Source organism: Stenotrophomonas sp. 278, from assembly GCF_003935715.1.
In the GTDB taxonomy this organism is placed as follows: domain Bacteria; phylum Pseudomonadota; class Gammaproteobacteria; order Xanthomonadales; family Xanthomonadaceae; genus Stenotrophomonas; species Stenotrophomonas maltophilia_AH.
The window spans coordinates 1-23,439 of record NZ_RHPP01000072.1 but is presented as its reverse complement, the minus strand read 5'-3'; the positions used below and the strand labels follow the sequence as shown (position 1 = coordinate 23,439).

The following is a 23,439-nucleotide window of genomic DNA, read 5'->3' as shown; positions in this document are numbered from 1 at the left end:
TGGCGCGCTGGACCGGGCGCGGGTGGAGGCGGAGCTGATGCGCGCCCAGCGGCTGGAGAGTCTGTCACTGCTGGCCGCCGGCCTGAGCCATGACCTGCGCAACATCCTGCAGCCGCTGCTGATCATGCCGGACCTGCTCAAGGCCCGCACCGACGACCCGCAGCTGCGCCATCTGGCTGACGTGATCGCCGAATGCGGCCGGCGCGGGCATGAAATGGCCGAGTCCATGCTGTCGTTCGTGCGCGGTTCGCGGACCCCCAGCGAGCCGATCCGCGTGGCCATGCTGTTCGAGGCGGTGGCGCTGCTGTTGCGCAGCAACCTGCCTCCCGAGGTCGAGCTCGAGCTGGAAGTGGCCGACCCCGAACTTACCGTGCACGCCAATTACACTGAGCTGCAGCAGGTGCTGTTGAACCTGGCATTGAATGCCATCCAGGCGATGCCCGACGGTGGGCGATTGACCTTGCTGGCGCAGGCGGATACCGACCCGCAGGGCCTGGCGTGGCTGCGCATCGCCGTGTCTGACGAAGGCACGGGCATGAGCCCGGAGGTGCTTTCGAACCTGTTCAATCCGTTCTTCACCACCAAGGCCGATGGCACCGGCCTGGGCCTGATGTCGTGCAAGCGCATCATTGAAGGTGCGCAGGGCCGCATCAGCGTGCAGAGCGCGCCGGGCGAGGGTACGCGCTTCGACCTGCTGCTGCCTGCGTATGTGGCGGCCCCTGACGCGCCCGTGGTGGAAGCCCCTGTGGCCGCTGGAAGTGGTCAATCGATCCTGGTCGTCGACGGCGAGGCCACGCGACTGTCGCTGTTGGGCAACGCGCTGTCCAGCCAGGGCTATCACCTGCAGCTGGCCTGTGACGGAGCGGCGGCGCTGCGCTGGATGCAGCAGGAGGCGATGCCGGCGCTGGTGATCGCCGATGCCGGTTCCAAGCTGCTGTCAGCCAGTTCGCTGCTGCGGGAAATGGCGGCGCTGGGCTACCACGGCCCCGTGCTGGTGCTGGAAAGCGAAGACGTTCCGGTGCGGCGCAGCCGCTTTCCCAGCGGCGTGCCCGTGCACGTGCTGCGCAAACCGCTGGAGATGCAGCAGGTATTCCGTTCAGTAGCTGAAGCGCTCGGGTAACCGCTCACGACCAACGGTCGTGAGCTACCGGATGAGGCCCGCAGACCAGGTAGATCACGACCGTTGGTCGTGACCCCATGTGCGCCCAAGCCCGCAGACCCGGGGTAGATCACGGCCGTTGGTCGTGACCCCATGTGCGCCCAAGCCCGCAGACCCGGGGTAGATCACGACCGTTGGTCGTGATCCCCCGTCTCCCACGGGAACCGCGGTAACGCCGCCACCGCCTGTTCCAGCCGCCTGGACCAGTTGCCATGGATATCGGCGTACAACGGACTGTCCGCGGCCAGCCGCATGCGCTGGCTGATCTGCAGGTCACCGGCACGCAGCAGCACCAGGTCGAACGGCAACCCCACCGAAAGATTGGAGCGCACGGTGGAATCCAGTGATACCACCGCCGTGCGCGCTGCGTCGTCCAGACGGGTGTGCGGGCGGATGATGCGGTCCAGGATCGGCTTGCCGTACTTGGATTCGCCGATCTGCAGGAACGGCGTCTCCGGCGAGGCGGCAATGGCGTTGCCCAGCGGGTAGATCATGTACAGCCCCGGGCGCTCGTTGCCGACCTGGCCGCCCAGGATCAGCGTGGCCTGGGTATTGATTCCGTCATGGCCGTGCTCGGGCGTGCTGCTTTTGACCTGGCTGTCCACCAGCACCCGGCCCACGTACTCGGCGACCTCGAACAGGTGGCGGAACGCCAGCAGGCTTTCCGGGCGCTGCTCCTGCGCATCGCGGCGCAGCCGCGACACCAGCAGCTGGGTGGTGGCGAGATTGCCCGCCGCCATGAGTACGAACACGGCCTGGCCCGGAAACTCGAACTCGTGCAGCTTGCGGTGCACGCGAACATCGTCCAGGGAGGCGTTGGTCCGGGTATCGGCGGCGAAGACCAGGCCCTCGTCCACCTCGATGCCGACGCAATAGGTCATGACAACCCTCTATGATGTGCACCCCGATTCTATGCGGTGGCCGTGACGGCACCATGTGGATTCGCCCCACGCACGCTGAATACCATGACCACTGTGCTACTGAGCCTGGGCAGCAACCTGCAGCCGCAACAGCATCTTCACGCCGCGGTAGCCGCGCTGCGCCAGCGTTTCGGGACGATCATCGTCTCCCCGGCCTACCGCACCGCTGCCGTCGGTTTTGACGGGCCTGCCTTTCTGAACAACGCCGTGGCGATCGAGACCGAGCTGCCGCTGGATGCGCTCGATGCCTGGCTGCACGCGCTGGAGGACGCCCACGGGCGTGACCGCAGTGGCCCGCGCTTCTCCGACCGTACCCTGGACATCGACGTGGTCTTCTACGGGGACCTGATCGTGGAAGGTCCGGGCCACCTGCGCATTCCGCGGCCTGAGCTGAAGCATGCGTTCGTGATCAAGCCATTGGCTGATATCGCGCCGGATTTCATTGATCCGGTCAGCGGGTTGAGCCTGGCGGCGCTGTGGCGGGCGCACGCGCAGCGCGACGAGGTGTTCGAGGTGGTGGCGTTGGTGCCGGCGGACGGCGGTCACGACCAACGGTCGTGACCTACCGGCGGATGCATCGCCCGGAATCCGTCGAATGTGGCATGCCCCGGTAGGTACCGACCGTTGGTCGATACCCGGGTTACGACAACTGTCGGCCGCCATCCACCCGCAATGTGTGCCCGGTCACAAACGGCGCATCACTGGCCAGCCAGTACACCGCCTCGGCGATCTCTTCCACGGTACCGGTGCGGCCCAACGGTGTGCGTGCCAGCAGGGCCTGCCGGGCAAAGTCGTCCTTGCCCTGTTCCGGCCACAGGATCGCCCCGGGGGCGACGGCATTCACCCGCACCTTCGGGGCCAGCTCCAGCGCCAGTGAGCGGGTGATCATCTCCAGCGCCGCCTTGGCGGCGCTGTATACGGCGTGGTCGCGCATCGGGTCGCTGCCGTGCAGGTCGGTCAGATTGACGATGCAGCCCTGCTGGCGGCGCAGGTGGGGGGCCGCCGCCTGGGCCAGCAGCAGCGGTGCACGGGCGTTCACCGCGAACAGGTCGTCCCAGTGCTCGGCGGTGATCTGGCCCAGCAGGGTGGGATAAAAGTTGGAGGCGTTGTTGACCAGAGCGTCCAGCCGCCCGAACTGGCCCACCGCCTGTTCCACCAGGTCGGGCAGGGTGGCGCTGTCGCGCAGGTCGGCCTGCAGCGCCAGCACGCTGCCGGGGCGGATCATGTCCAGGTCGAATGCCAGCTGCTGCAGTTCGCCGCTGCTGGTATGTGCATGCAGCACCACCGCCCAGCCACAGGCGTGGAACTGGCGGGCAATGGCCGCGCCAATCCGTCGCGCGCTGCCGGTGATCAGCACCACGGGTGCGCTTTCGGTCATCGGGGGGTCTCCCTGCTCGGCTATGCTGTGCATTGTCACCGCAATCGACCGCGCCATGCATTCTTCCCTGCCTCTTCCCGACGCCGACGCGTTGGCCCACAGCGACCAGCTCAGCGAAGCGCTGCGCGCTGAAATCCTGGCCAATGGTGGCGTCATGCCCTTCGCGCGCTTCATGGAACTGAGCCTGTACGCACCAGGGCTGGGCTATTACAGCGCCGGGGCCAGCAAGTTCGGTCCGGCCGGCGACTTCACCACCGCACCGGAAATGGGCCCGCTGTTCACCGCCACCCTCGCCAATGCGGTGGCCCCGGTGATGCAGCAGCTGGGCCCGCAGGCCCGGTTCCTGGAGCTGGGCGGCGGCAGCGGCGCGTTCGCCGAGATCATGCTCAAACGCCTGCTGGAGCTCGACGCACTGCCCGAGCGCTACGCGATTCTGGAACCCAGCGCCGACCTGCGTGAGCGCCAGCGCGAGCGACTGGAAAAGATGCTGATACCCCCGGTTTTCGCGCTGGTGGAATGGCTGGACCGCCCGTTCGATGATGACTGGGACGGCATGGTGTTCGCCAACGAGGTGATCGACGCATTGCCGACGCCACGCTTCCTGGCCAAGGATGGCATGGTCCATGAGGAAACCGTGGAGCTGGATGCGCAGGGTGCCTTCATGCGCGGTACGCAGCCGGCTGATGCGCTGCTGCATGCCGCCGTGCGCCATGTCGAACGTTATCTCGGCCAGCCGTTTGCGGACGGCTATCGCTCTGAACTGCTCCCGCAGCTGCCGTACTGGATCCAGGCCGTGGCCGGTGGTTTGAAGCGCGGCGCGATGCTGTTCGTGGATTACGGCTACCCGCGCCACGAGTACTACCAGTCCGAGCGTGACGACGGCACCGTGCGCGCGTTCTACCGTCACCATGTGCACAACGACGTCTACAGATGGCCGGGCCTGCAGGACATCACCGCATCGGTGGACTTCACTGCGCTGGCCGAGGCTGGCACCGGTGCGGGTTTCGAACTCGCCGGTTACTGCACCCAGTCCAGCTTCCTGCTCGGCAATGGCCTGGACCGCCTGCTGGCCCTGGCCGAAGAACGCACCGATGAAGTCGGCAAGCTGCGCCTGCGCGACCAGGTCAAGAAGCTTACCCTGCCCACCGAAATGGGCGAGCGTTTCCAGGTGATGGGCTTCCAGCGCGATGTCAGCATGGATGCCTCGTTCCTGGTCGGTGATCTCACCTGGCGACTCTGAGGCCCACATGACAGGGATGGTGAAACCGCTGCGGCGGCCGCGATTCTGGTTGGGTCTGTGGTGGTTGGCGGTCATCAGCGTGATCGTGGTCTGCCTGATTCCGCCGCCGCCGCTGCCGGATCTGCCGAAGAACAGCGACAAGGTCGAGCATTTTCTCGCCTACTTCGTGCTGGCCGGCTCGGCCGTGCAGATCTATCGCACGCGTGCCGCGCTGTGGTGTGCGGGGATTGGGCTGGTGTTGATGGGCGTGGGCGTGGAATTCGCGCAGGGCGCGTTGACCGATAACCGCAGTGCTGACCCTGCGGATGCGGTGGCCAACACGATCGGGGTGATGGCCGGCATGGCGATCCTATTCACCCCGCTGCGGGATCTGCTGGTGCGGTTGAAGGGGTAATCCCTGCGTTGCCCGTGCACGCGGGGAGCCGACAATGCCGCCCACAGACGCGCATGGCGCGTCTCTACAGGTTGCGGAACCAGGCGGCAAAGATCTCGTCGCCCATCCATGCGTTCCTGCGACAGAGGGCCGCCATGAACGCCTCCTCCGACGCGGCAGAGACCAGTCGTTCCGGGTCACCGCTGCGCTGGGCAGCGTCCAGTTCGTCGCGGGCTTCTGCGAGGAAGCGGTTGAGGCGGTCTTCGATGGCCATGACCGCCATGTCGATGCGCGGTAGCCGCGTGGTCGGCGCGACAGCCACACCCTGCAGCGCCAGTTGCAGACGCCCGAGGTGGTCGGGGTGATTCTTCAGTGCCGAGCGCAGGCTGCGCGGGACCGGTGGCAGCGGCGGGCGTGGTCGCGTGATGGCGGGGGGCTTTCTGCAACCGGGGAGGATGCGACGGACGCGCTTGATTACCATGTGGGCAACCCCCGGCTGTCGTAGCGAAGGATGCGCCCGGCAGTTTCGGATGCCTGCACCTGCGCGCTTTCCAGATCGAACCGGACCTGCAGGTTCATCCAGAACCAGGGTGAGGTATCGAAGTAGCGGCCGAGACGGATTGCGGTGTCGGCGGTAATGGCCGCTTTGCCGGAGGCGATGGTAGCGATGCGGGTCGGGGAAACGCCAATGGCGCAGGCGAGGGCGCGACCGGAGAGCTTCAGTGGACGCATGAAGTCCTCGCTGAGGATGTCGCCTGGATGTGGCGGGAGAAGCTGTTTGCTACGCGGCGGGGTGACGGGGGCGCGACGTGTGGATTTCGGATGTACTCGGGAGTTCATTGGAGACTTCGCCATATGAGAGCCGGCATTGCCTTCGGCGCGTGGTGTGCGGGGCATGCGCGAAATGGATGCAATACATGGGGAGCACGCCGTGCGCGCGGTGCTCGAAGCGCACGCGATGCACGGGGCCTGGTAGGGTCGGTCGATAGACGACCGCCGATAACGATAATCGGCACGGTAACGCATGACCTGTACCGAGGTGGCGTGTGACCATCCCCTCAAATCTGGCGTGCAGGTACTTTGCCCGCGCGAGGCGCAGGGCGTTCTGATTGTTCATGGGCTTATCCGTAGATCGGTTGCATGCCCGCGCGTGCGGGCAATGCGAACGGGGTTGGATTCAGGCTGACGCGCATGGCGCGTCGCTACGATGCAGGCCGATGCGCATCAGCAGAATTTCAACGTAGCCGGTGTGCTCGCCTGGCGACGATACGGTGCCGTCAGCGGCCCCGGCCGCGTCCGTTCGTGCAGGCGTGATGTCGTCGTTCGCGGCTGTATCTGGCCAGTGCGTCTGCATGGTCATGCCTCCTGTGAGATGCGACCCCTGCCAGGATGACAAGGGGTCGGGAGGTTAGAAACCGTAACCAAACAACGAAAAGCCGGCGGGCGTATTCCCCCCTTAACGGGGGTGTTTTATTAGCCACCCTCCCGACGCAGGACGCAAACATCCCCCACGCAGGGCATCAGTCATTGTTTGGTTAGGAGTTTCTACGCTCCGGGGACAACACTGCAGCAGACGAGTGGCGATGCAAATCAGATAATTCCTACGCATCTTCGCGGCGGTGTGCCGGATGCGCAAATCTTGCGACGTAATTGGCGCGGGAAGATTTGTGGAAGAGTTGAATGCGCACTTTGGTGTCGTGGATGACACCAGAATGGCGATGTTCCCGTTGTGAGGCGTGCGTTGGAAATCGGATCGCGGCGTGTTTTTCGAACGCAGCAGAGTAGGGCAGGAGCGACATTCGCGTTGACTCCCCCCGTAGTGACACGCCATGCGTGTCACCGACACCCCATCCACAAGGGCCGTTGATTCCCGTTGACCCGGCCCGCCCGGCCGGGGAGGGCGTGGGCGGCGGGTTGTTCGCATGGAATCAGGCGATCAGCGTGGCAGCAGGGTGAGTTCGTCCAGCACCCACATGGTCGGGCGGGTGTCGCCGGTGAAGCGCACGCACAGGTTCTGCGTGCCCTTCAACGAGCGCGGTAGCGCGGCTTCCAGGGTGATGAAGCCATCTGCGCCCGGCTTGGCCGGCAGCGGTACCGTCGCCAGCGGCTTGCCATCGCACTGGCCGTTGAGGATCTCCATCTCGCCGTGCGCGCTGCGCGCCTTCTCGAACCGGCGCTGCGGCTCGTCGTGCGCCAGCTGGAAGTAGTACGGAATGTTGCCCGCCCGCACCCGCACCTTGCCGATGCCGTCCATGTTCGCGTTCTGCCAGAACCAGCACGGGTTGAAGATGTTCACGTTGAACACCGCGCGCGGGCCGTCTGCCGGGCCGTCATCCTCCAGGCGCAGCAGCAGCTTGCCTTCGGCCGGGCACAGGTCCAGATGCTCGTCGTTGCGGGTCAGCAAAGACGTGGCCGTGATGTCGAACCGGCTCGCCGCCTTCGCCAGCGCCTTGCCGTCGAAGAAGGTTGCTGCCTGCACCCCCACCGGCAACGGCTGGATCAGCGGGGTCGTGTAACGCGGCGACTGCGCCGTCACCGGGCTGCCGTCCACGCTGTAGCGGATCTCATAGTTGAGCGGTGTGCGCAGCGCCAGCGCCGCCGTGCCTGCCTTGCGGTCGTCGGTGACGTCCGCTTCCACCTCGAACGGCGTCTGCGCATAGGCAATGCCCATTGCCTGCCAGCGCTGCAGCTGGGTCGGCAGGCGGGCCAGGAAGTCGGCGAAGTCGCGGCGCTCGCGCGGCGACCAGCCGGTTTCTGCCACCGCGGCCAGACGCGGGAACAGGTTGTGCTGCAGGCGCGCATAGCTGCGCGTGTGCTCGGTGAACATGTTCGCCTGCAGGCCCAGAATGTGCTGCTGTTTGTCGCGCGCCAGCGCGTCCGGCACCGGCTCGAAACCATAAACCCGGCCCAGCGGCGTGCTCAGCGGACGGCCCGGCGGCTCGTTCTCCGAGTTGGTCTGCAGGTAGTCCATGTACATGTCGGTCACCGGCGACATGATCACGTCATGCCCCTCGCTGGCCGCTTTCAGGCCGCCTTCCGTGCCGCGCCACGACATCACCGTGGCTTCCGGCGGCAGGCCGCCTTCCAGGATCTCGTCCCAGCCGATCAGACGGCGATCGTGCTGTTCCAGGTACTTTTCCAGCCGCTTGATCAGGTGGGCCTGCATTTCATTTTCGTTGCCCGCGCCCACTTCCTTCATCCGCGCCTGCACGCGGGCGGAGGCCTCCCACTGGTCCTTCACCGCTTCGTCGCCGCCCACGTGGACGTACTTGGCCGGGAACAGTTCAATCACTTCGTCCAGCACGTTCTCCAGAAACTCGAACGTGCTTTCTTCGGTGTTGAACAGGTTCGGGAAAACGCCCCATTCGCTGATCGGCTTCAGCGGGGTATCAATCGTGCCCAGCTGCGGATAGGCCGCAATCGCTGCGGTGGCGTGGCCGGGCACGTCGATTTCCGGAATCACCTGGATGTGCCGCGCCGCTGCGTAAGCAATGACTTCGCGGATCTGGTCCTGGGTGTAGAAGCCGCAGTACGGACGTTCTGCACCGGTGGCCGGATCACGACCGCCGTCACCGGCCGGCAGGCGGCAGCTGCCCACTTCGGTCAGCTTCGGGTAGCGCTTGATCTCCATGCGCCAGCCCTGATCATCGGTCAGATGCCAGTGGAAGGTGTTGAGCTTCTGTTCGGCCATCGCGTCGAGCACGCGCTTGATTTCGTCCAGGCTCTGGAAGTGGCGCGCGGAATCCAGCATCAGTCCGCGCCAGCTGAAGCGCGGCGCGTCGTCGATCTTCAGCGCGGGCAGCTGGCCGTTGTTGCCCGAAGTGAGCAGCTGCGAAAGGGTGGCCGCGCCATAGAACAGGCCGGCTTCGGTGGCGGCCTGCACGGTCACCCCACGCGCATCGCTGCGCAGCTGGTAGCCCTCCGCACCGGTCTTCAAGGTGGTGTCCAGCACCAGGCGGATGCCGTCCTTGCCGCGCGCCGACGATACGGTCAACGCCGGGCCACCGCTGTTCTTCAGCTGCGTGGCGAACAGGCCCGCCACGCGCTGTGCGGCGTCGCCTTGGGCGTGCAAGGGGGTGGCGGCAGTGACGGTGTAGCCCGTGCCGCCCAGTTGTTCCAGATGTGCCGGTGCCGGCAGCAGCGGGAGCGAGCCGGGCAGGGCGCGCGGGCCGTCCGGGGCCTGGGCGTCGGTGGCGTGGGCCAGCGGAGCGAGGGTCAATGCCAGTGCGAACGACAGCAGCGACAGCGAGGTACGACGGGTGCGGGTATGCATCGGGTCATTCCTTTTGGTGCGGTTTTGATTCTATCTGCGAAAAGGGCCCGGAAGTCCGGGCCCTTTGGGCGTTACGTTCAAGCCGGGCAAGCCCGGCTCTACTTCAGCCGGGCAAGCCCGGCTCTACGTCAGTACTTGAAGCGGAAGTTCAGGTAGTACTGGCGACCGTTGGAGTAGAACGAGGTCGGAATCGACGCGCTCTGGTAGTACTTGTAGGTCGGGTTGTTGAGGTTCAGGCCGTCCAGGCTGATGCTCAGCCAGTCGGTGGCCTTGAAGTTCAACGACGCCGACAGCGTGCCGAACTCGTCCTGGTAGTACGGATTGGTGCCGGACAGGCTGATCAGGAACGAGGAACGACGGGTGTAGCTGACGCGCGCACCGAACCACTCGTTTTCGAAGTAGGCACCGACGTTGTAGGTGTTCTTGGAGGTGCCCAGCAGGTTGTGGGTGCCGTCTGCCCAGGTGTGGTCGGTACTGCCGTTGGCGTAGGTGTAGTTGGCGTTGAAGCCGAAGTAGTCACCGATCGGCTGTTCGTACGCCACTTCCACGCCGGTGACCTTGCCATCGGCATTGATCGGGGTGGAGATCTGATACGTCTCAAGCTGGTTGGTCAGTTCGCTGTACAGCTGGCGCGAGACCACGTCGAAGGCGATGTAGTCCTTCATGTCCATGTGGTAGGCACCCACCGACAGCAGGCCGCGCGGCATGAAGTACCACTCCAGGTTCGCGTCCAGGTTGCTCGACAGGGTCGGCTTGAGGTTCGGATTGCCACCGCCGCCGGTGCGGTTCAGATCCGAACCCCACGACGAGGCACCCAGCGCCGAGTAGTCCGGCAGGGTCTGGGTCTGCGATGCGGCGACGCGCAGCACCAGCGAGTCGTCCAGATCGAACTTGATGTTGGCGCTGGGCAGCACGCGGTCGTGCTTGTTCTCGAACGCGGTGCGCTCCCACATGCCGAACAGGCTGCTCACGTCGGCATCTGCGGCGTTGGCGACGGCGTTGTAGCTGTTGATGTCCTGCTTGATGTTCACATAGCGCAGGCCCACGTTACCGGCCCACCAGTCACCGCTGAAGTTGGCCTGCACGTAGCCGGCGAAGTTCTTTTCCTTCACCTTCCACTCCGCACCATAGTTGTGTCGGCCGGTCGGGCCGTCATTGCCGGCCAGCCAGGTGGAGTTGTTGATGATGGCGGTCTTCAGCGCGTCCGGGGTGTAATACCAGATGTTGCGCGGGAAGGTGCCACCTACGTCGCCAGCGAAGCCGCTGGGGTAGTTGCCGGTGGCGCTGCCTTCCAATGCGGCCCAGATGTCACCCGGGGTCGCGCCTTCCGGCGAAAGTGCCTCACGCTCGTGGTCAGCGAAGCGCACGCCGAAGTCCACCGAGCTCAATGCACCCGCACTGAAGTACTGGCTGAAGTCCAGGGTGGCCCAGTCTTCCTTGTCTTCGGCCTTGACCAGCTGGTTGCCCCAGGTACCGAAGCTGGTCACGCCGGTCGGACTGATGTCGCCACCAATGTTCCAGTCCACCGGAGAGCCAGCACCGTGAGTGGCCCAGCTGGCACCGCCGCCCTGGCCCAGAGTGACTTCTGCAATGAACTGACGCGGCGTTTCGCCGGTGCCCTTGGTGGTGCCGGCCTGGAACTTGGCGTCGAGGGTGTCGTTGATCTGCCAATCGGCGTCGAAGGTGACGTAGTTGGTCTTGGCCGTGGCTTCGCGATAGATCATGTCGTAGACACCATAGTTGGTGCCCGGCACGCCGGCGTAGGTCGCATTGGTCAGCACGCCGTCAACCACGGTGTAGCCGGGGTTCGGTGCCTGCGACTTGGCGAAGCTGCTGCCCCACAGCATGAAATTGCGGTTGTAGTTGTTGGCTTCCAGTTCCGAAGTGAAGCCGCTCAGCGACAGGCTCAGTGTGTCGGTCGGCTTGAACTGTACGGTCAGCAGGCCGCCCTTGCGTTCGCGGGTCTGCTCGAACAGGGTCGAACCCAGCAGGCCCGGTACGCTGACGCCAATGAGGTCGGGGTTGGTCGCGGCGACCGGATCGGTCGCGGCGATCTTGGTGAAACCACCCGGGATTTCCTGCGCTTCACGGCGCAGCTCGCGCTTCTGGTAGAACGCCTGCAGCAGCACGCCGAAGTTGCCTTCGTCGTTCTTGTAGTTGAACAGCGCCGAGTACTGCGGGTCGGTCGATTCGGCCTGGTCCGAACGGACCGCGCCCACCGAGGCCTCCGCGCTGAACTGCTTGGAGAACTGCAGCGGGGTGCGGGTGATGATGTTGACGGTACCGGTGGTGCCGCCGTCCTGCAGCTTGGCCTGCGAGGACTTGTTCACTTCCACCGAGCTGACCAGCTCGGACGGCAGCAGCGAGTAGCTGACGCTGCGGCCCACGTTGTTGCCCTGGCTCAGCACGAACCAGTCGGCCGAACCGACGGTGTGGCCATTGATCAGGGTCTGGGTAAGGCTGGGGCTGGTGCCGCGCAGGCTGACGCGGTCGGCTTCGTCGAAGCCGCCTTCGTCGGCGCTGGCCGAGCTGATGTTCACGCCGGGCAGGCGCTGCAGGGTGTCGGCGACGTTGTGTGCGGGCAGCTTGCCCACGTCTTCGGCGGTGACCACTTCCAGGCGGGCGTTGGCCTCACGCTTGGTGTCCAGCGAGCGCTCCATCGAGCCACGGATACCGGTCACCTGGATGGTGTCCAGGTCGGTCGGGCTGGCCGGAGCGGCCTCCTGCGCATGTGCGCCGAAGGCGATACAGCTGAAGATGGCTGCCGAAAGCAGGCTCTTGCGGTGGTTCATGATGTCTCTCCTCATCAATCAATGTGCGCCAGCGACGGCGTGCGGTGTGCAGCTGTGGTGGTGGTTCGAACAGGCATTGCGTGGAGCGTGTTGCAGGTCCCGTGCGCCGGAAGGCGCGCTCAGGCGTTGTTGCGGCCGAGGTACCAGCTGGCGGCGCCGATGACGCCCAGTTGCCCGTGCTCGACCACTTTCACGGGAATGCGTTCCAGCGCCTCGCGCATCGGGCCCTTGTTGAGGTACCGGGCAACGAAGGTGCTGTTCAACAGGAATTCGCGGATCTGCGGCAGGATGCCGCCGGCCAGGTAGACACCGCCGGATGCACCGTACTGCAGGGCCATGTCGCCGATGGTGCTGCCGAGCAGCCCGCAGAACACCTGCAGGCTTTCGCGGGCGAGCGCGTCGGTACCGGCCATGGCCGCTGCGGTGATCGCGTCCGGGCTGGCCAGGGTGGGAGTCTGGTCGTTCAACGCGCACAACGCGCGGTACAGGTTCATCAGCCCAGGGCCGGACAATGCGTGTTCGACCGACACATGCGCGTGCTCGCGCTGCATCTGGCGCACGATCGCCATTTCCAGTTCCGTGCTGACCGCCAGGGTCGGCTGCCCGGCCTCGGTGGCCAGCACCACTGGACCGTGCGGGGTAGGAATCCATACCGCCGCGCCGAGTCCGGTGCCGGGACCGACCACCAGGGTCGGACCGCGCGGGGCGGTGGCCGGACCGGTGAGCTGCAGCACGCCGCTGGCATCGACCTGGGCGGCGGCGTAGGCCACGGCCTCGAAGTCGTTGACGATGAAGACGTGTTCCAGCCCCACGTCCTGCTCGATGCGACGTGCCGACAGCGGCCACGGCACGTTCGCGGTGATCACGGTGCCGTCTTCCCGGGCCACGCCCGCGGTTGCCACCACGCAGTGGGCCGGGCGCGGGTTCTCGCCCAGGAAGGTCTCGAGGATGGCGCTCAGGCCGGGATACTCGGCATTGCGGAACTTGCGGTACTCCAGCACCTGCACCGGGTGGGCCGGGTCGGCGCTGGCCTGCACGCGCGCCACGCGCACATGGGTGCCGCCGACATCGGCGGCCAGAAATGGCACCGGGGCGGCGGCATGGGCCGGTACGGCGGAGGCGGCTGCAGTCACACGGGCTCCCTTGGGTGCGTCACAGCCGGGTAACAAACCCGGCGATTGAGGCGGAGTCTGTAATCGTTCTGACAACGATGTCAACGACAAGCTCGCACTTTCGATTGTGCAGTGCAACGCCCGGGCCCTTGTGAAATCGATTACATGGCAAGTGTGCTGCGGCGCTTGTTGACAAACCCGGGTGCCCCATCGAATAAATGTGACAACGTTGTTCCCAGCCACTCTTCCGACGCTGCCTTCGCGCGCTGTCGATGCAGGAGCCCTTCCGATGTCTGTCGTGCCTGCCGCTTCCGCGCGTTCGAGCGTAACCACCTCGATCCTGATCATCGGGGTGCTGTTCTTCCTGATCGGCTTCTTCACCTGGCTCAACGGGCCGCTGATCACCTTCGTCAAGCTGGCTTTCGAGCTGGACGAGGTCGGGGCGTTCCTGGTGCTGATGGTGTTCTACCTGTCGTATTTCTTCCTGGCCCTGCCGGCCGCGTGGATCCTCAAGCGCACCGGCATGAAGAAGGGCCTGAGCCTGAGTCTGCTGGTGATGGCGGTCGGCGCGGTGCTGTTCGCCCATTACGCGCAGCAGCGCTGGTACCCCGGCGCGCTCAGCGGGCTGTTCGTCATCGGCAGTGGTCTTGCATTGCTGCAGACCGCGGTGAATCCGTACATCAGCATCCTCGGCCCGATAGAGACCGCCGCGCGCCGCATCGCGCTGATGGGCATCTGCAACAAGGTGGCCGGCATTCTTGCCCCGCTGCTGATCGGCTCGCTGGTGCTGCACGGCATCGGGGACCTGGCCGACCAGGTGGCCGCCGCCGACGCGGCCACCCGCGCCACCCTGCTGGACGGCTTTGCCAGCAAGATCCAGGCCCCGTACATGGGCATGGCCGGGCTGCTGGTGGTGCTGGCGGTGGCGGTGCTGTTCTCGCCGCTGCCGGAACTGAAAACCTCCGAAGCCAATGCCACCCCGCCATCGGCCCCGGGCACGCGCGAACGCACCAGCATTTTCCAGTTCCCGCACCTGTGGCTGGGCGTGATGTGTCTGTTCGTCTATGTGGGTGTGGAAGTGATGGCAGGCGATGCCATCGGCACCTACGGGCATGGTTTCGACCTGCCGCTGGACCAGACCAAGCTGTTCACCTCGATCACGCTGGCGGCGATGCTGGCCGGTTACATCGTCGGCCTGCTGGTGATTCCGCACCTGGTGTCGCAGTCGAAGTACCTGAGCATTTCCGCGACGCTGGGGGTGCTGTTCTGCATCGGCGCGCTGTTCACCCACGGCTATGTGTCGGTGGGCTTCGTGGCCGCGCTGGGCTTCGCCAATGCGATGATGTGGCCGGCGATCTTCCCGCTGGCGATCCGCGGGCTGGGCCGTTTCACCGAAACCGGCTCGGCGCTGCTGGTGATGGCCATCGCCGGCGGCGCGATCATTCCGCAGGCGTTCGCCGTGCTCAAGCAGCACTTCGACTTCCAGTGGGTATTCGCCGGGCTGATGGTGCCCTGTTACCTGTACATCCTGTTCTATTCGCTGCGCGGCTATCGGATTGGCCTGCCCCGCGACGCGGCCTGATCGGCGATCATGGACGCTCCACGGAACCTGCAGGAAACCCCAATGCGCAGAGCGACCATCAAGGATGTCGCCGAACGGGCCAAGGTGTCGTTGAAGACCGTCTCGCGGGTCATCAACAACGAACCCTCAGTAATGCAGGCCACGCGCGCGCGCGTGCTGCGTGCCATTGCCGAGCTGGATTACGAACCGGACCCGGCCGCGCGCAACCTGCGTACCGGCACCACCCTGGTGGTGGGCCTGGTCTACGACAACCCCAATCCGTATCACATCATCGGCGTGCAGAATGGGGTGCTGGCGGCCTGCCGCGAAACCGGCTTCGGCCTGCAGATCCATCCCTGCGACTCCAGTTCGCCGATGCTGGCTGAAGAGCTGGCTGACTGGGTGCAGCGTTCGCGCCTCGCCGGACTGGTGCTGACCGCGCCGATGTCCGAGCGCCGCGACCTGATTGCCGCGCTCACCGCGCGTGGGATCAAGCTGGTGCGCATCATCGCCGCCACCGAAGACCCGGCCGACGGGGCCTGTGTGTTCGTGGATGACCGTGAGGCTGCCTATGAAATCACCGAACACCTGATCCAGCTCGGCCACCAGCGCATCGGCTTCCTGTGGGGAGGCACGTCGCACCGTTCTTCGGGCGAGCGCTATGCCGGCTACGAAGCGGCGCTGAAGGACTACGGCATGACCGTGGACAAGCATCTGGTGGTGCCGGGCGACTACACCTTCGACGACGGCTTCCGCGGTGCGCGCCGGCTGCTGGCACTGCGCGAACCGCCCACGGCGATCTTCGGTTCCAACGACGAAATCGCCGCTGGCGTGCTGGCCGCGGCCAAGTCGGCCGGCATGAACGTGCCCTACGACCTGTCCATTGCCGGTTTCGAGGACAGCCCGTTCTCGCGCCAGTCTTGGCCGCCGCTGACCACCGCCAAGCAGGCCACCGAAGACATCGCCCGCCACGCGGCGCGTCTGCTGATCGCGCAGCTGCGCAGCGACGCCTACGACGAAGCGTCCTCGCCGCTGCACAACCAGGGCTTCGTGCCGCAGCTGGTGGTGCGCGGCTCCACCGCCCCGATGCGCCCGGCCGGCGCACGGCCTCCCACGCCTGACATTCCCTGAGACCTGCATGTCACTGCCTGCTCCCCACGACACCTTGATGTTCCGCGAAGCCGCCGAAGCGGCCGACGTGATCGCCGCGCAGTTCGCGCGCAACCAGCAGGCGGTACAGACCCTGGCGGCCAGCCTGCGTGCCGCACCGCCGCCGTTCGTGGTGACCTGTGCACGCGGCAGTTCCGATCATGCGGCCACCTATGCCAAGTACCTGCTCGAAACCCGGCTGGGTCTGGTCACGGCCTCGGCGTCGCCGTCGGTGGGCTCGGTGTACGAAGCACCGCTGCAGCTGCGCGGCGCGCTGTACATCGTGATCTCGCAGTCGGGCAAGAGCCCGGACCTGCTGCGCAACGCCGAGGCGGCGCGTGCGGCCGGCGCGCGCGTGGTGGCGCTGGTCAACGTAGAAGACTCGCCGCTGGCGCAGCTGGCTGAAACCTTGATTCCGCTGGGTGCCGGTGCCGAGCGCAGCGTTGCAGCGACCAAGAGCTATCTGGCCTCGCTGTCGGCCATTCTGCAGCTGGTGGCGTACTGGAGCGAGGACAAGGCGCTGATCGCCGCGCTGGCTGCCCTGCCGACCGCCTTGCGCGAGGCGTGGAACAGCGACTGGAGCGCACTCACCGAAGGTCTGGTGCCGGCGCACAACCTGTTCGTGATCGGTCGTGGCCTGGGCCTGGGCGCGGCGCAGGAAGCGGCGCTGAAGTTCAAGGAGACCTGTGGCCTGCATGCCGAGGCCTACAGCTCGGCCGAGGTCAAGCATGGCCCGATGGCGTTGGTGGGGCCGGGCTTCCCGGTGCTGGCGTTCGCCCAGCCGGATGAAACCGGTGCCGGTACCCGCGCGGTGGCAGCGGAGTTTGCTACCCGCAATGCCCAGGTCTGGCTGGCTGCACCCGATGGCGACCTGGCCCAGCCGCAGGCTCCGCACCCGGCCTGTGCGCCGCTGCTGGTGGTACAGAGTTTCTACCGCGCGATCAACGCGCTGGCGCTGCGGCGCGGGCATAATCCGGATCTGCCGCCGCATCTGAACAAGGTTACGGAAACTGTGTGATGAAGACCGTTCTGCGCAATGCCCGCATTCTGGCTGGCGATGAGTTCCGCGATGATCTGGCGGTGGTGATCGAAGGCGGCGTGATTACCGCACTGGTCAGCGATGCCGCGCCGCAGCTGGGCAGCGCGGACGAGCAGGTGGATCTGGGCGGCGGCTTTCTGCTGCCAGGCTTCATCGATGCGCAGGTCAACGGCGGCGGCGGCGTGCTGTTCAACAACACGCCGGACGTGGAGAGCCTGCGCACGCTGGCGTCCGCGCACCGCCGCTTTGGTACGACCGGTCTGCTGCCGACGCTGATCAGCGACGACGTCGAGGTGATGCGTACGGCCATTGCCGCCACCCGCGAAGCGATCGAGGCCAGGGTGCCGGGCGTGCTGGGCATCCATCTGGAAGGCCCGTACATCGCTCCGGCGCGCAAGGGCACACACAACCCGGACAAATTCCGCGTGCCCGATTCGGATGAAATCGCGATGGCGGCGTCGCTGGACAACGGCGTGACCCTGCTCACCCTGGCCCCGGAACGGGTGCCGCTGGAAAGCATCCGCGCGCTGGTGGAGCGGGGCGTGATCGTCGCCGCCGGCCACACCGCGGCCAGCTATGAGGAGGCCAAGGCCGGGCTGGACGCAGGCATCCGTGGCTTCACCCATCTCTACAACGCGATGTCACCGCTGGCCGGGCGAGAGCCGGGCGCGGTGGGCGCGGCGCTGGAAGACCGCGACAGCTGGGTCGGCGTCATTGCTGACGGCGTGCACGTGCATCCGGCCAGCCTGCGCGTGGCGCTGGCGGCCAAGCCGCGTGGCAAGGTGATGCTGGTGACCGACGCCATGCCGCCGGTCGGCGCGGACGACCCCAGCTATGAACTCTACGGTGAGGTGATCACGGCGGTGGACGGCGTGGTGCGCAATGCCGCCGGATCGCTGGCCGGCTCGGCGCTGGACATGGCCACTGCCGTACGCAACGCCGTGCAGCAGCTCGGCCTGCCGCTGGAAGAGGCGGCGCGCATGGCGGCACGCTACCCGGCGCAGTTCCTCAACCTGGATGACCGCCTCGGCGAAATCGCCGAAGGCTACCAGGCCGACCTGGTGTTGCTGGATGACGCGCTGCAGGTGCGTGCGACCTGGATTGCCGGTCAGCGCGAGGACGCATGACCGCCCCCGCCGCCTCGCGCATGGGCTCGATTGATGCCCTGCGCGGTTTGACCGTGGCGGCGATGCTGCTGGTCAACAATCCCGGCGATTGGGCGCACGTATATGCGCCGCTGCTTCATGCAGACTGGCATGGGTTTACCCCGACCGATCTGATCTTCCCGCTGTTCCTGTTCATTGCCGGGGTGTCGCTGGCCTTCAGCGTGGGGCCGCGCGCGCAGGACATGGCGGCGCGGCCGGCATTGCGCGCAGCGCTGCTGAAGCGTGCGCTGCGCATTCTGGTGGCGGGGCTGCTGCTGCATGTACTTGCGTGGTGGCTGTTCGCGCTGCCGGCGTACCGGCCCTGGGGCGTGCTGCAGCGGATCGCGCTGTGCGTGGGTGGGGTCGGGCTGCTGGCCATCCACCTGCGGCCGCGCGCGCAGTGGACGGTGCTGACGGCGCTGCTGCTGGCGTACTCGTTCGTACTGCTCGGTGCAGGCACGCTGGAGCCGTGGCACAACCCGGTCAGCCGGTTGGACACCGGGCTGTTTGCGCCCTACCTGTACAAGTACGACCCGGTCACCGGGTTGGGCCACGATCCCGAAGGCCTGCTCAGCACGCTGGGTGCATTGGCGACCACGTTGCTGGGGTTGATCGCCGGCCGCTGGCTGCGTGCGGGAAGGCGGGGCCCACTGGCCGTCATGGGGGCGGGTTGCCTGATGCTGGGCGTGGTTGCTGCATGCGTGCCGGGTGGGCTGCCATTGAACAAGAACCTGTGGACGCCGAGCTATGTGCTGGTCACCGGGGGGCTTTCGGTCGTCGGTCTGCTGCTGGCGCACCTGTTGGTCGACCGGCATGGGTGGCCGGCACTGGGCCGGCGTTTCGGTGTGAATGCCATTGCGGCCTATCTGGGATCAAGCGTGATGGCACTGGTGATGATCGCCAGCGGCGCGTGGGCGGCCTGCAATGGTTGGCTGGTGAGGCTGATGCCGGCGCATCCCAGCCTGGCCTCGCTGCTGTGCGCTTGTGGCTTCGTCCTGTTCTGGTGGGGCGTGGTGGCGTGGCTCGACCACCGTCGCATCTACGTGAAGATTTAGTGCCCCCGGCCTCACAGTTCCTGCACCGGGCCATCACACAGCGCCAGTAAAAGTACGCACCAGTGCTGCGTAGTTTTACCGTGGCACCGCGCTTCAGCCGTAGTCCCACCTAGGCAAAAGGATCGGGTTATGTGCTCCAGGATCGCGTTGCAGCGGCACCCGCTGGCCATCAGCACCGGCCACGCCTTACGAATGGTCTGCAGTGCCGCCTTGATCGCCGCCAGCGCGCCGGTCTGGGCAGGCTGCGATAACAGTGCCCCCATCGCCGGCCAGACCGTGACCTGCACCGCCGGTGCCCCCAACCCGCAGACCACCCCGGTGGTGAGCGTGGTCGGTTCGGCCACCATCACCCTGAACGTGCAGTCCGGCGCACAGCTGGCGGTGCCCACGGGCGGCGCGGTGTTGTTCGATGGCGGCGGTGGCCATGTGATCACCAACGACGGCACCATCAGCACCGCTGCGGGAATTGCGATCTTGTCCAACCAGGCCACCCGCGTGGTCAACCGCGGCACCATCAGCGGCACTGCCGGGGCGATCTTCACCGGGCTGGGAACTGACCAGCTGGACATGCTGGGCGGCAGCATCAGTGGTGGGGTGCTGCAGGGATTCGGCAGCGACACCGTGGTGGTCCGTGCCGGTACCGTTGACCGGATCGACCAGGGCGACGACCAGGACCGCTTCGAAATGAGCGGCGGCACCATCACTGGCGAGCTGAACCAGAGTCGGGAAAGCGATGCCTTCCTGATGACCGGCGGAACCATCGGCTCGGTGGTGCAGGGCGATGGCTCTGACACATTCCGGATGACGGCGGGGCACATCATTGGCGGGTTCGACGACGGGGACTACGCCGAGTTCACCGGTGGCCGCATCGGTCGGGTCAACATGCGCCTGGAAGACAATTCCTTCCTGATGTCCGGCGGCAGCATCGATGGCAACCTGGTGACGGGGTTCGGCAACGACACCATCGTGCTCTCGGCCGGCGACATCGGCGGCAACATCAGCGTGTCCGGTGGCAACGACTCACTCACCATCACCGGCGGAACCGTCGGTGGCAACGTGCTGATGAGCGGCGGCAACGACACTTTCGACTGGAGCGGTGGCGGCGTGCTGCGTGGCGCGGTCGACTTCGGCGAAGGCGACGACCGCGCGCGGCTGACGGATCTGGGGCCGGCGCAGCTGTCTTCGTTCACTGCGTTTGAAGCCGCGCTGGGCAACGACCGTCTGGACATGAGCAACGTGAGGCTTGGCGGCGTGGCGCGCCTTGCCAACTGGGAACAGGTGGACCTGGCCAGCGGCAGCGAACTCACGATGGACGGCACGCTGACGCTGGGTGATGCCGCAACCGGCACCGGTGCATTGAACGTCAGCGCGGGCAGCGCAGTGCGGGCCGGCGGCGGCAGCGGGCGCGTGGCAGCGATGGGTGCCGGGCAGCTGGCCACGGTCACCAACGCCGGGCTCATCGATCTGTCCGATGGAGGCAGTGCGCCGGGGGACCGCTTCACCATCGCCGGCAACTATGTGGGCAGTGGCGGCACGCTGCAGCTGCAGACTGTGCTGGGCAACGACGCATCGGCGTCGGATGCACTGGTGATCGACGGCGGCACGGCCAGCGGCAACACAGTGATGAACATTCTCAACGTGGGCGGAACCGGGGCCAGCACGGTCGCCAACGGCATCATGGTGGTACAGGCGGTCAACGGTGCCACCACGGCCGCAGGCGCGTTCGCGCTGTCCAGCGGCATCTCCGTGGGTGCCTACGAATATTTCCTGTTCAAGGGGGGTGTGAGCGCGGGCACCGGGGAAAACTGGTACCTGCGATCCACCATCGTGCCCGGGCCGGTTCCGGCCCCGGCACCAGCACCGGTTGTAGTGGCTGGGGAGCCGCCACAACCACCGGCACCCAGCCCGTTGCTGGTGCCGCCTACACCGGAAGCACGTCGCCCCACGAACATGGACGTGATTCCCATCTACCGCATGGAAACTCCGCCCTACGCGGTGGTGCCGCCGCTGCTGCGTGAAGCCAGCATGGCCAGCCTGGGCACCTTCCACGAGCGCCAGGGCGAACAGCGCCTGCTGCGCGGGGAGGGCGGTTTCCGGGCGGCCTGGGCCCGCCTGATCGGGCAGCGCCACGAACAGTCCTGGAAGGGCAATGCGCAGCCGGGCTTCGACGGTCACTTCGTGGGCGTGCAGGCCGGTGCGGACCTGTACGCGCATGCCGGTGACACCCGAGACCAGGTGGGCGTGTTCGTCGGTCGCAACCGGGCCAAGGGCGATGTCACCGGTTTCGCGCTGGGCTGGGAGAACGTGGCGGCGGGTCGGTCACAGCTCGACGACGAGCATGTGGGCCTGTACTGGACGCGTGTGGGTGAGAAGAACGGCTATCTGGATTTGGTGGTGATGCAGAGCCGCTACGACGGCAGCAGCACCTCGATACGCGGTCTGGGCGTGGACCTTGAGGGCAAGGGCACGACAGCCTCTCTGGAAGTGGGCAGGCCGCTGCTGCGCTTCGGGCAGTCGGTGTGGTGGCTGGAACCGCAGCTGCAGGCAATCTGGCAGCGCACCGACATCGACGACACCGCCGATGCGGTGTCGGTGGTGCGCATGCAGAACGACAACGCCTGGACCGGTCGCGCCGGGTTGCGTCTGGCCGGCGACTACTCACTGGCCGACAACGGCTGGCAGCCGTACCTGAAGGTCAATTACTGGCACGGCTTCAGCGGCGAGGACCGGATCGACATCGGGGGCGACCCGCTGACCAGCGAGCAGGCCTACCGCGCACTCGAGGTGGGGGTCGGGGTGGTGGGGCGCTTCAACGCCAACGTCAGCGCGTTTGCGGTAGCCGACTACACCCGCGACCTGGGCAGCGATCCGCAGAAGGAGCGCAAGGTGGTGGAGGGCAACATCGGGCTGCGCTACGACTTCTGACGCGCCGTTTTGATGGCCAGCGTGCGCGCGCGGTTGAGTGCATCGCCGATCGCCGGGCCCTTCAGATGGGTGAGGTCGAGGTCACGTGCCTGCACCGCCAGTGCGGCGGCATGCACGCGCTTGAGCATTTCGCCCTGCGGGTAGTCGCTGTCCTCAAAGCCCAGCCGACCGCGTTTGTCGGCCTCGCAGCACAGTGCAATGCGGGCCACGCGCTCGGGGCGCCGGAAGGCATCGAAGCGGCCCAGCAGTTCCAGGATCGTGGCGTCGCGTAGTTCATCAATGCGGTGCACGTTGAGGTGGTCGCGGCACACGGCTTCTGCTAGCTGGCGGTGTTCTGCCGGCACCTTCAGCCGTTCGCACAGCGCCTGCAGCGGCTTCAAGCCACGCTGTTCGTGCATCAGGTGACGCGGCCATTCGGCTTCAGGCGTGAGGCCCTTGCCCAGGTCGTGGGTGAGGGCGGCGAAGCCGACCAGGTCGTCGCCCGGCGCGAGCCGTGCGGCCATGTCGCTGACCATTTCCTGGTGCACCCCGGTGTCCACTTCCGGGTGGAACTCGGCGCGTTGCGGCACGCCATACAACGCCTCCAGTTCCGGCAGCACCGCACCCAGCGCGTTCGCCTCATGCAGGGTCCGCAGGAAGGCAGACGGCTGTGCGCAGGTCAGGGCGCGGCGCAGTTCCTGCCACACGCGTTCGGGCACCAGTGCATCCAGCTCACCGCTGGCGGCGATCTGGCGCATCAGGTCCATCGTTTCCGGGGCCACGGTAAAGCCCAAGGGGGCAAACCGCGCCATGAAGCGGGCCGCACGCAGCACCCGCAAGGGGTCTTCGACGAAGGCGGGGCCGACATGGCGCAGCACGCGCTGTTCGATGTCACGCGCGCCGCCGTAGGGGTCCACGAGGGTGCCGGTGGCTTCGTCGCAGGCGATGGCGTTGATGGTGAAATCGCGGCGCAGCAGGTCGTCTTCGAGCGTCACCGAAGGATCGGCATCGACCACGAAACCGCGATAGCCGCGGCCGGATTTGCGCTCGGTACGGGCCAGTGCGTATTCCTCCCCCGTCTTCGGGTGCAGGAACACCGAGAAGTCCTTGCCCACGGCCTTGTAGCCCTGGGCTTCCATCTGTGCCTGGGTAGCCCCGACCACGACCCAGTCGTGGTCGCCCGGTGTGCGCTTGAGCAGACGGTCGCGGACCGCACCGCCGACGAGATAGATCTTCATGGGCGCATCATACGGTAGCGCCGGCCGTTGGCCGGCCCCACCCCCACCCGCGGCCCCAACCCCGCCCGCCCCCCTAAGAGGAAAAAAACGAGGGAGTCGGA

General features: G+C 66.4%; 19 protein-coding genes. 10 read left to right on the top strand and 9 right to left on the bottom strand.

The features are described 5' to 3' along the window. A partial coding sequence (locus tag EGJ34_RS12920; protein WP_125360880.1) for an ATP-binding protein occupies positions 1-1,120 on the top strand: 1,120 nt, incomplete at its 5' end. A 164-nt stretch (positions 1,121-1,284) separates the two neighbouring features. On the opposite strand, the gene EGJ34_RS12915 is transcribed toward EGJ34_RS12920, so the two are convergent. Next, a complete protein-coding gene (locus tag EGJ34_RS12915) occupies positions 1,285-2,040 on the bottom strand; it encodes a 20S proteasome subunit A/B (RefSeq protein WP_125360879.1) in 756 nt (251 codons plus the stop codon). An 84-nt stretch (positions 2,041-2,124) separates the two neighbouring features. Between EGJ34_RS12915 and folK the strand changes: the two genes are divergently transcribed. Further along, complete coding sequence (folK, locus tag EGJ34_RS12910) at positions 2,125-2,640, top strand: 2-amino-4-hydroxy-6-hydroxymethyldihydropteridine diphosphokinase (RefSeq protein WP_125360878.1); 516 nt, start codon at positions 2,125-2,127, stop codon at positions 2,638-2,640. Between the two features lie 79 nt (positions 2,641-2,719). Here the strand turns inward: folK and EGJ34_RS12905 are convergent, their stop codons facing one another. Further along, positions 2,720-3,457, bottom strand: a complete 738-nt coding sequence (locus tag EGJ34_RS12905) for a pteridine reductase (RefSeq protein ID WP_125360877.1) — start codon at positions 3,455-3,457, stop codon at positions 2,720-2,722. A 55-nt stretch (positions 3,458-3,512) separates the two neighbouring features. Between EGJ34_RS12905 and EGJ34_RS12900 the strand changes: the two genes are divergently transcribed. After that, positions 3,513-4,697: a class I SAM-dependent methyltransferase gene (locus EGJ34_RS12900; RefSeq protein WP_125360876.1), complete on the top strand. Its 1,185-nt coding sequence runs from the start codon at positions 3,513-3,515 to the stop codon at positions 4,695-4,697. A gap of 7 nt (positions 4,698-4,704) precedes the next feature. After that, complete coding sequence (locus EGJ34_RS12895; RefSeq protein WP_125360875.1) at positions 4,705-5,091, top strand: VanZ family protein; 387 nt, start codon at positions 4,705-4,707, stop codon at positions 5,089-5,091. Positions 5,092-5,155: 64 nt separating this feature from the next. Here the strand turns inward: EGJ34_RS12895 and EGJ34_RS12890 are convergent, their stop codons facing one another. From EGJ34_RS12890 to EGJ34_RS12870, 6 genes are all read right to left on the bottom strand, one after another. After that, positions 5,156-5,551, bottom strand: coding sequence for a hypothetical protein (locus tag EGJ34_RS12890; protein ID WP_125360874.1), 396 nt, complete (start codon positions 5,549-5,551; stop codon positions 5,156-5,158). Beyond that, a complete protein-coding gene (locus EGJ34_RS12885) occupies positions 5,545-5,910 on the bottom strand; it encodes a HigA family addiction module antitoxin (RefSeq protein WP_125360881.1) in 366 nt (121 codons plus the stop codon). The genes EGJ34_RS12890 and EGJ34_RS12885 overlap by 7 nt, the downstream gene beginning before the upstream one ends. A gap of 337 nt (positions 5,911-6,247) precedes the next feature. After that, the gene (locus EGJ34_RS22235) at positions 6,248-6,424 is read right to left on the bottom strand and encodes a hypothetical protein (protein ID WP_185750166.1); all 177 of its coding nucleotides are present in this window, start codon (positions 6,422-6,424) and stop codon (positions 6,248-6,250) included. A gap of 582 nt (positions 6,425-7,006) precedes the next feature. Beyond that, the gene (locus EGJ34_RS12880) at positions 7,007-9,343 is read right to left on the bottom strand and encodes a family 20 glycosylhydrolase (RefSeq protein ID WP_125360873.1); all 2,337 of its coding nucleotides are present in this window, start codon (positions 9,341-9,343) and stop codon (positions 7,007-7,009) included. 128 nt (positions 9,344-9,471) lie between these two features. Then, entirely contained in the window at positions 9,472-12,135 is a 2,664-nt protein-coding gene (locus EGJ34_RS12875) for a TonB-dependent receptor (protein WP_125360872.1), read from the bottom strand. Between the two features lie 119 nt (positions 12,136-12,254). Further along, positions 12,255-13,268 (bottom strand): glucokinase family protein, encoded by a 1,014-nt coding sequence (locus EGJ34_RS12870; RefSeq protein ID WP_125360871.1) that lies wholly within the window; start codon positions 13,266-13,268, stop codon positions 12,255-12,257. Positions 13,269-13,536: 268 nt separating this feature from the next. Between EGJ34_RS12870 and EGJ34_RS12865 the strand changes: the two genes are divergently transcribed. The 6 genes from EGJ34_RS12865 (at position 13,537) to EGJ34_RS12840 (ending at position 22,121) form a co-directional block, all read left to right on the top strand. Beyond that, positions 13,537-14,829 carry a sugar MFS transporter gene (locus tag EGJ34_RS12865; RefSeq protein ID WP_125360870.1) on the top strand — a complete coding sequence of 431 codons (1,293 nt, stop codon included), beginning with the start codon at positions 13,537-13,539 and terminating at the stop codon, positions 14,827-14,829. Positions 14,830-14,871: 42 nt separating this feature from the next. Continuing rightward, positions 14,872-15,939, top strand: coding sequence for a LacI family DNA-binding transcriptional regulator (locus EGJ34_RS12860; RefSeq protein WP_125360869.1), 1,068 nt, complete (start codon positions 14,872-14,874; stop codon positions 15,937-15,939). Positions 15,940-15,946: 7 nt separating this feature from the next. Beyond that, on the top strand, positions 15,947-16,975 hold the full coding sequence (locus tag EGJ34_RS12855) for an SIS domain-containing protein (RefSeq protein WP_125360868.1): 1,029 nt from the start codon (positions 15,947-15,949) through the stop codon (positions 16,973-16,975). Then, positions 16,975-18,123 carry an N-acetylglucosamine-6-phosphate deacetylase gene (gene nagA / locus EGJ34_RS12850; protein ID WP_125360867.1) on the top strand — a complete coding sequence of 383 codons (1,149 nt, stop codon included), beginning with the start codon at positions 16,975-16,977 and terminating at the stop codon, positions 18,121-18,123. The genes EGJ34_RS12855 and nagA overlap by 1 nt, the downstream gene beginning before the upstream one ends. Then, positions 18,120-19,196, top strand: a complete 1,077-nt coding sequence (locus EGJ34_RS12845) for a heparan-alpha-glucosaminide N-acetyltransferase domain-containing protein (RefSeq protein ID WP_125360866.1) — start codon at positions 18,120-18,122, stop codon at positions 19,194-19,196. The genes nagA and EGJ34_RS12845 overlap by 4 nt, the downstream gene beginning before the upstream one ends. A gap of 129 nt (positions 19,197-19,325) precedes the next feature. Beyond that, positions 19,326-22,121, top strand: coding sequence for an autotransporter domain-containing protein (locus tag EGJ34_RS12840; RefSeq protein ID WP_125360865.1), 2,796 nt, complete (start codon positions 19,326-19,328; stop codon positions 22,119-22,121). Here the strand turns inward: EGJ34_RS12840 and EGJ34_RS12835 are convergent. Then, entirely contained in the window at positions 22,109-23,338 is a 1,230-nt protein-coding gene (locus EGJ34_RS12835; protein WP_125360864.1) for a multifunctional CCA addition/repair protein, read from the bottom strand. The genes EGJ34_RS12840 and EGJ34_RS12835 overlap by 13 nt on opposite strands. Positions 23,339-23,439: the final 101 nt, after the last annotated feature.

Excerpts from the sequence above, each read along its gene's own strand:
- EGJ34_RS12915 (WP_125360879.1), bottom strand. The coding sequence starts at position 2,040 with ATGACCTATTGCGTCGGCATCGAGGTGGACGAGGGCCTGGTCTTCGCC.
- folK (WP_125360878.1), top strand. The coding sequence starts at position 2,125 with ATGACCACTGTGCTACTGAGCCTGGGCAGCAACCTGCAGCCGCAACAG.
- EGJ34_RS12905 (WP_125360877.1), bottom strand. The coding sequence starts at position 3,457 with ATGACCGAAAGCGCACCCGTGGTGCTGATCACCGGCAGCGCGCGACGG.
- EGJ34_RS12900 (WP_125360876.1), top strand. The coding sequence starts at position 3,513 with ATGCATTCTTCCCTGCCTCTTCCCGACGCCGACGCGTTGGCCCACAGC.
- EGJ34_RS12895 (WP_125360875.1), top strand. The coding sequence starts at position 4,705 with ATGACAGGGATGGTGAAACCGCTGCGGCGGCCGCGATTCTGGTTGGGT.
- EGJ34_RS12890 (WP_125360874.1), bottom strand. The coding sequence starts at position 5,551 with ATGGTAATCAAGCGCGTCCGTCGCATCCTCCCCGGTTGCAGAAAGCCC.
- EGJ34_RS12885 (WP_125360881.1), bottom strand. The coding sequence starts at position 5,910 with ATGAACTCCCGAGTACATCCGAAATCCACACGTCGCGCCCCCGTCACC.
- EGJ34_RS22235 (WP_185750166.1), bottom strand. The coding sequence starts at position 6,424 with ATGCAGACGCACTGGCCAGATACAGCCGCGAACGACGACATCACGCCT.
- EGJ34_RS12880 (WP_125360873.1), bottom strand. The coding sequence starts at position 9,343 with ATGCATACCCGCACCCGTCGTACCTCGCTGTCGCTGCTGTCGTTCGCA.
- EGJ34_RS12875 (WP_125360872.1), bottom strand. The coding sequence starts at position 12,135 with ATGAACCACCGCAAGAGCCTGCTTTCGGCAGCCATCTTCAGCTGTATC.
- EGJ34_RS12865 (WP_125360870.1), top strand. The coding sequence starts at position 13,537 with ATGTCTGTCGTGCCTGCCGCTTCCGCGCGTTCGAGCGTAACCACCTCG.
- EGJ34_RS12860 (WP_125360869.1), top strand. The coding sequence starts at position 14,872 with ATGCGCAGAGCGACCATCAAGGATGTCGCCGAACGGGCCAAGGTGTCG.
- EGJ34_RS12855 (WP_125360868.1), top strand. The coding sequence starts at position 15,947 with ATGTCACTGCCTGCTCCCCACGACACCTTGATGTTCCGCGAAGCCGCC.
- nagA (WP_125360867.1), top strand. The coding sequence starts at position 16,975 with ATGAAGACCGTTCTGCGCAATGCCCGCATTCTGGCTGGCGATGAGTTC.
- EGJ34_RS12845 (WP_125360866.1), top strand. The coding sequence starts at position 18,120 with ATGACCGCCCCCGCCGCCTCGCGCATGGGCTCGATTGATGCCCTGCGC.
- EGJ34_RS12840 (WP_125360865.1), top strand. The coding sequence starts at position 19,326 with ATGTGCTCCAGGATCGCGTTGCAGCGGCACCCGCTGGCCATCAGCACC.
- EGJ34_RS12835 (WP_125360864.1), bottom strand. The coding sequence starts at position 23,338 with ATGAAGATCTATCTCGTCGGCGGTGCGGTCCGCGACCGTCTGCTCAAG.